The organism is Streptomyces sp. OfavH-34-F (assembly GCF_022347745.1).
Lineage (GTDB): Bacteria > Actinomycetota > Actinomycetes > Streptomycetales > Streptomycetaceae > Streptomyces.
In genome coordinates this window covers 1-6667 of sequence record NZ_JAKRGC010000338.1, presented here as the reverse complement: position 1 = coordinate 6667, position 6667 = coordinate 1, and the positions used below count along the sequence as shown (strand labels likewise).

The 6667-nt window shown below is 76.3% G+C and carries 6 protein-coding genes; all 6 read left to right on the top strand.

Going from position 1 to position 6667, the window contains the following annotated elements; all coding sequences use genetic code 11:
- On the top strand, nt 1-1148 hold a 1148-nt coding region (locus MHW47_RS30260), incomplete at its 5' end, for a class I adenylate-forming enzyme family protein (RefSeq protein WP_239227048.1).
- The gene (locus MHW47_RS30255; RefSeq protein WP_239227047.1) at nt 1145-4228 is read left to right on the top strand and encodes an amino acid adenylation domain-containing protein; all 3084 of its coding nucleotides are present in this window, start codon (nt 1145-1147) and stop codon (nt 4226-4228) included. The genes MHW47_RS30260 and MHW47_RS30255, both read left to right, overlap by 4 nt.
- A complete protein-coding gene (locus tag MHW47_RS30250; RefSeq protein ID WP_239227045.1) occupies nt 4225-4434 on the top strand; it encodes an MbtH family NRPS accessory protein in 210 nt (69 codons plus the stop codon). Before MHW47_RS30255 ends, MHW47_RS30250 begins: the two co-directional genes overlap by 4 nt.
- Nucleotides 4431-4712 carry an acyl carrier protein gene (locus MHW47_RS30245; RefSeq protein WP_239227044.1) on the top strand — a complete coding sequence of 94 codons (282 nt, stop codon included), beginning with the start codon at nt 4431-4433 and terminating at the stop codon, nt 4710-4712. Before MHW47_RS30250 ends, MHW47_RS30245 begins: the two co-directional genes overlap by 4 nt.
- Nucleotides 4705-6150 carry a condensation domain-containing protein gene (locus MHW47_RS30240; protein ID WP_239227042.1) on the top strand — a complete coding sequence of 482 codons (1446 nt, stop codon included), beginning with the start codon at nt 4705-4707 and terminating at the stop codon, nt 6148-6150. Before MHW47_RS30245 ends, MHW47_RS30240 begins: the two co-directional genes overlap by 8 nt.
- A 23-nt stretch (nt 6151-6173) precedes the next feature.
- On the top strand, nt 6174-6667 hold a 494-nt coding region (locus MHW47_RS30235), incomplete at its 3' end, for a TerD family protein (protein ID WP_239227049.1).

The window sequence follows — 6667 nt, the reverse complement described above, 5'->3', positions numbered from 1 at the left end:
CCCGGCTGCCCGCGGGCCTCTGGCAGGCCGCCGGCGAAGACCTCGAAGGCGACGCCCCCGCAACCGGGGACGGCGCGGGCCCGCCCCTGCCCGACCCCGGCGCACCCGCGCAGTACCTCTACACCTCCGGAACCACCGGCCTGCCCAAGGGCGTACGGGCCACCCACGCCAACCTCGCCCACGGCTGCACCCTGGACGAACGCCGCCGACCCCTGCGCCACTCACGCACCTTCCTGCACAGCTTCCCCATCGGCACCAACGCCGGGCAGACCATGCTCGTCAACTGCCTGGACACGGCCGCCACCGGCATCGCCGCCCCGCAGTTCACCCCGCTGCGGTTCGCCCGCCTGATCGAGGAACACGCCGTCGGCAGCGTCTTCCTGGTCCCCGCCACCGCCATCGAACTCCTCGCCTCCACCGCCCTCACCCGCTGCGACCTCAGCACCGTCCGGCTCGTCGGCTCCACCGCGGCGGCGCTCCCGCAGCCCGTCGCGCTCCGGCTCTCCCAGGCGTTCCCGGGCGCCCAGATCGTCAACTACTACACCTCCACCGAGGCCGCGCCCGCCCAGATCACCCTGCTGTTCGACCCCGACCGCCCCGAGTCGCCCGGCCGCCCCGCATCCCTCGCCCAACTGCGCGTCACCGGCCCCGACGGACGCCCGGCGGCCACCGGCGAACCCGGCGAGATCTGGCTGCGCTCACCCACCGCACCCCGCTCCTACCTCGGCGCACCCGACGCCGGCACCGAGGTCTTCCAGGGCAGCTGGGTGCGCATGGGCGACATCGGGCGGCTCGACGCGGACGGCTACCTCCACCTGCTCGACCGGGAGCGCGACGTCATCAAGTCCGGCGCCCACAAGGTCTCCACCCTCCAGGTCGAGAACGCGCTCCACGCCCACCCGGACGTCGCCGACGCGGCGGCCTTCGGCATCCCGCACCCCGTGCTGGGCAGCGTGGTCGCCGCCGTCGTCGTACCCCGGCGGGAGGAGCCGGACACCACCCTGCTGCGGGCCTTCCTCCTCGAACGACTCGCCGCGCACGAGCTGCCGGCCCGCATCCTCTACCGCGACACCCTGCCCCGCAACGACGGCGGCAAGGTCCTCAAACGTGAACTGCACCGGCTCCTGGACGACGAGGCGACCTCATGACCCCTTCCGCACCCGCCACCGCACCGGCCCCGCTCGATCCCGCCCAGCACGGCCTCTGGGTCACCGAGCAGACCCTCGACACCGCCTCCGCCTACCACCTCGCCCTCGCCCTGCACCTGCGGGGCACGCCGGACCGGGCGGCCCTCGCGGCGGCCTGGACCCGCTGCGTGGCGGAACACCCCGCCCTCGCCGCCCGGATCGACCCGGCCGGGCCCGCGCTGCGCACCGGCGAAGCGCCCCCGCTGCGCATGGTCACCACCACCCCCGGCGACCTCGGCAAGCTCCGCGAAGAGGAGACCACCACCCGCTTCGCCCCGGACGGCCCCCTGGTCCGCCCGACCCTGTTCACCACCGCCCCCGACCGGCACCTGCTCCTCGTGGTCGCCCACCACCTCGTCTTCGACGGCGAGTCCAAGGACATCCTGGTCTCCGCACTGGCCCGCGCCTACCGGACCCGGACCACTCCCGACGCCGCACCCGACCCGGCGCAGCCGCCCGCCCGGACCACCCCCGACGCCACGCCCTCCCCGGCAGGAGCACCCGCACCCCCGCCCGCCGCCCCCGACATCGAGGCCGCCGCCCGCTTCTGGGCCGACCGCCGCCACGAGAGCCCCGCCCCCGCCCTCCCCGGCCTCACCGCCCACCACCCGGACCCCGTCACGCCGGCCCCCGGCAGCGCCCTCGGCTTCCGGCGCGACGGGGAACGGCACACCCGCCTGGTGTCCGCCGCCGACGCACTCGGCGTCACCCGCTTCGAACTCCTCACGGCCGCCTGGCACGCCCTCCTGCTGCGCTACGGCAACACCGCCCCGGCCACCGCGATCGAACTCTCCACCCGCGCCCCCGGCGCCCCCCGGCAGGCCGGCCTCCACGTCAACGAACTGCCCCTGTGCACCGACCCGCTCCCGCACCACACCTTCGCCGAGTTCGCCCAGCACGTCCGGGCCGCCCTGCGCGCCCTGTACCGGCACCGCACCGTGCCCCTCAGCCGTGCCGTACGCGGACTCACCCCGCGCACCGCCCTGTGCCCCCTCTCCCTCAGCTACCGCCGCCGCGACGCGTCCGGGCCCGCCGACTTCGGCCCCGGACTCGACGTGCGCACCGAGTGGATCGGCTTCGCGGGCACCGCCCGCAACCTCGCCCACCTCCAACTGGTCGACGCCCCCGACGCCCTCGAAGGCAGCCTCCAGTACCGCACCGCCGCCTTCGACAACGACGCCCCCGCCCGCATCCTCGACCACTTCCTCACCCTGCTCGACGCCGCCGTCACGGACCCCGACACCCCCCTGGGCCGCCTCCCGCTCCTGACCCCCGGGGAACGCGCCACCCTGCTCGCCGACACCACCCGCACCCCCGGCAACGCGGACGCCACCCTGCCCGAGCTGTTCGCCGCCCAGGCCGCCGCCACCCCCGACGCCCCCGCCGTCATCGACGGCGACACCACCCTCACCTACGCCGAACTCGACGCCGCCGTCCGCCGCCACGCCCACCGGCTGCGCGCCCGGGGCGCCGGCCCCGGCACCCTCGTCGGCATCGCCCTGCCCCGCTCGGCCGCCCAACTCGTCGCCGCACTCGGCCCCCTCACCGCCGGCGCCGCCTACCTCCCGCTCGACCCCGACCACCCGGCGGAGCGCCTGGCCTTCCTCCGCGCCGACGCCGGGCTCGCCCTGGAGACCGCCACGGACCCCCGGCCCGGGGACCGGGACCAACTCCCCGAGGCCCCGCCCGCCCCCGCCCCGCCCGCACCCGCGGACCCCGCCTACGTCCTGTACACCTCCGGCTCCACCGGCCGGCCCAAGGGCGTCGAGGTCCCGCACGCGGCACTCGCCAACCTCCTGGCGGCCCTGCGCGACACCACCGGCACGGGGCCCGGCAGCCGCTGGCTCGGCCTCACCTCCCTCTCCTTCGACATCTCCACCGTCGAACTCTTCCTCCCGCTCGTCACGGGCGGCACCGTCGTCCTCGTCCCCGAGGGCCGCCACCGCGACGGCGCCGCCCTCACCGCCCTCGTCCAACGGCACCGCCTCACCCACGTACAGGCGACCCCCAGCGGCTGGCGCACCATGCTCGCCGCCGGGCTCCACGCCCCCGGCCTGGTCGCCCTGACCGGGGGAGAGGCGCTGCCCGACGCCCTCGCCCGCGAACTGCGCGGCGCGGTCGGCCGCCTGGTCAACGTCTACGGCCCGACCGAGACGACGGTCTGGTCCACGGCCGCCGAGATCGGCCCCGAGGACACCGTCACCATCGGCGGCCCGCTCGCCAACACTCGCACCCACGTCCTGGACGCCCTGCTCCAGCCGCTGCCCGCAGGGGTGACCGGCGAGCTGTACATCGGCGGCGACGGCGTCGCCCACGGCTACCGGGGCCGGCCCGGCCTCACCGCCTCCCGGTTCGTCCCCGACCCCTTCGGCCCGCCCGGCGCCCGCCTCTACCGCACCGGCGACCTCGCCCGGCTCACCGCCGACGGCCGGATCGCCTTCGCCGGACGGGCCGACACCCAGGTCAAGGTGCGCGGCCACCGCGTCGAACTCGGCGAGATCGACGCCGCACTCGCCGCCCACCCCGGGGTCGCGCAGGCGACGACGGCGCTGCGCCCCGGCCCCGACGGCGAGCCCGGCCGGCTCGTCGCCTACGTCGTCCCCGCCCCCGGCGGCGTACCGCCCACGCCCGAAGCGCTCCGCGACCACCTGGCCCGGACCCTGCCCGCCGCCTACCTGCCCGACGCGTACGCGACGCTCGACGCGATGCCGCTCACCCCCAACGGCAAACTGGACCGGGCCGCCCTGCCCGAACCCCCGCGCCCCCGCCCCGCACCCGCCGCTCAGGCCCCCGCCCCGGAGGCGGAGGAGGGCGTCACCGCCACGGTCCTGGCCATCTGGCGCGAGGTACTGGACCTGGACGACCTCGGACCCGACGAGGACCTGTTCGACCTCGGCGGCCACTCCCTGACGATCACCTCCATCGCGGGCCGCATCCACAAGCGGTACGGCGTCACCGTGCCCTTCGACGTCTTCTTCGACAGCCCCACCGTCCACGGCGTCGCGGCCTGCGTCGCCGAACTCATCGAGGAGAACCAGTGAACGCACCCGCCCTCCGCTACCTGGTGGCGGTCAACGACGAGGAGCAGCACGCCCTGTGGCCCGAGGGCACCCCCCTGCCCGCCGGCTGGTGGCCCGAGGGGTTCAGCGGCACGGAGGACGAGTGCATGGCCCACGTCGACGAGGTGTGGCCCGACATCAGGCCCCTGAGCCTGCGCCGCCGGCTGGCCGGGAAGGAAGGCAGTTGAGCACCGCACCGCACCCGGCCACCGGAGCACGCGCCCGGCTCGCCGGACTGATCAGCCACGCCACGGACGGGCAGATCCCGGCGGCCGACATCCTCGCCGCCCGGGGCGGCACCCTGACCGAACTCGGCGTCACCTCCCTGGCCCTGCTCCGCCTCGCCGACACGCTGGAGGAGGAGTACGGCGTCGAACTCGACCTCGCCGACCCGTCGTTCTACCAGGAGACCGTCGACAGCCTGGCGGCCCGGCTCGGCGAGGACGACCGGGAGCCCGATGAGTGACCCGTCCGCCGCCGCCCGCACCGTGCAGATCCCCTTCACCGGGGACCGGTCCGGCACCGCGCCCCTGACCTGGGGGCAGCGGGCGATCTGGCACGCGATCCTGCGCACCGCCCCCAACGACGTCTACTTCAACATCGGGCGCCTGCTCACCCTGGGGGAGCGCGGCCGGGCCACCGACCTGCCCCGGCTCGCCACCGCGCTCGCCGCCCTGCTGCAACGACACGAGGCGCTGCGCACCCGGCTGTACGGCATCGAGGACGGCGACCCCCGCCAGTCGCTCGCGGACTCCGGCACCCTGCCGCTCACCGCGGTCGAGGAGACCGACCCGTCCCGGACCGGCGCCACCGCGCGGGCCCTGCTGGCCGAGCTGTCGGCGACCCGCTTCGACTACGCGGGGGAGTGGCCGCTGCGTGTCGGCGCCGTCCACCACCGGGGACGGGTGACCCACGTCGCGCTGGTCCTGTGCCACCTGGCGGCCGACGGCCACGCCGCCGAACAGGTGGTCCGCGACCTGCGGCTGCTCGCCGTACGGGGCTCGGCGGGCCGGCCGCCGCGCACCAACCCCCTGGACCTCGCCCGGGAACAGGAGTCACCCGCCGGGGTACGGCGCAGCGAGCGGGCCCTCGCCCACTGGGAGGGCTTCTACCGCGCCATGCCGCCGACGATGTTCCCCCACGAGACCGCCCCGCCGCGCACCCCCCGGTTCTGGAGCGGCCGCATCGTCTCCGAGGCACTGATGCGGGCCACCGACGCCCTGGCCACCGCGCACCGGATCAGCGGCTCGACCGTCCTGATGACCGCCCTCGCCGCCCTGGTCGCCGCCGAGGGCGGCCACACCTCGGCGGCGATGATGCCCATCGTCGCCAACCGCGCCGCCGAGGACCGGCGCGACCTGGTGGCGATGCTCTCCCAGGACGCCCCGTTCCTCCTCGACACCTCCGGCGCCGAACGGTTCACCGACCTGCTGCCCGGGGCCTGGCGGGCGGCCATGGCGGGCTACCGGGCGGCGTCCTACGACCCGGCCGCCTGGCAGGCGCTGCGCGAGCGGGTCGGGCGGGAGCGCGGTACCCTGGTGCATCCGTACTGCTGCTACAACGACCAGCGGTTCTTCGTACGCCCGCCCGCCGAGGGCCCGCCCGACCCCGCCGGGCTGCGCGCGGCCCGGGCCCGCACCGAACTCGGATTCCCGGCCACCGAGGACAAGCTGGGCTGCCGGTACTGCGTCCACGTCACCGAGGAGCGGGGCGTCCTCGCCGTCATGCTCACCGCCGACACCGCCTACCTGCCGCCGCCCAGGATCAGGGCCCATCTGCGGGCGCTGGAGGAAGTGGTCGTCGCCTCGGCGTGCGGCGAGGCCCCGGCCCTCGGCGACCTGCCCGCGCTCCTGGAGCGGGGCGCTCGACCCGGCCCCGCGCCGGCAGGCAGACTGGACCCGTGACGACACTGAGCAAGGGCGCCAACATGCCGGTGGCGGCGGCCTCCGTCCGCGCCGTACTGGGCTGGTCCGCCGGCCCCGGCGTACCCGACGTGGACGCCTCGGCGCTGGTGCTGGCCGCCGGCGGACGGGTCCGCTCCGACGGCGACTTCGTCTTCTACAACCAGCCCCGGCACGCCTCCGGGACCGTACGCCACCTCGGCAAGCAGCCCGGCGCGGACACCCTGGAAGTCGATCTCGCCGCGCTGGGCGCCGACGTGGAACGGGTCGCCCTGTGCGCCTCGGCCGACGGAGGCACGTTCGGCCGGGTGCCGGGCCTCCACCTGCGCCTGCTCGACGCCGCGTCCGGCGCGCAGCTCGCCCGCTTCGACATGGCGGCGGGGCCCGAGACCGCGTTCGTGTGCGGGGAGCTGTACCGGCGGGCCGGCGGCTGGAAGTTCCGGGCCGTGGGCCAGGGGTACGCCTCCGGGCTCGCCGGTCTCGCGACGGACTTCGGGATCAGCGTGGACGAACCCGCGAC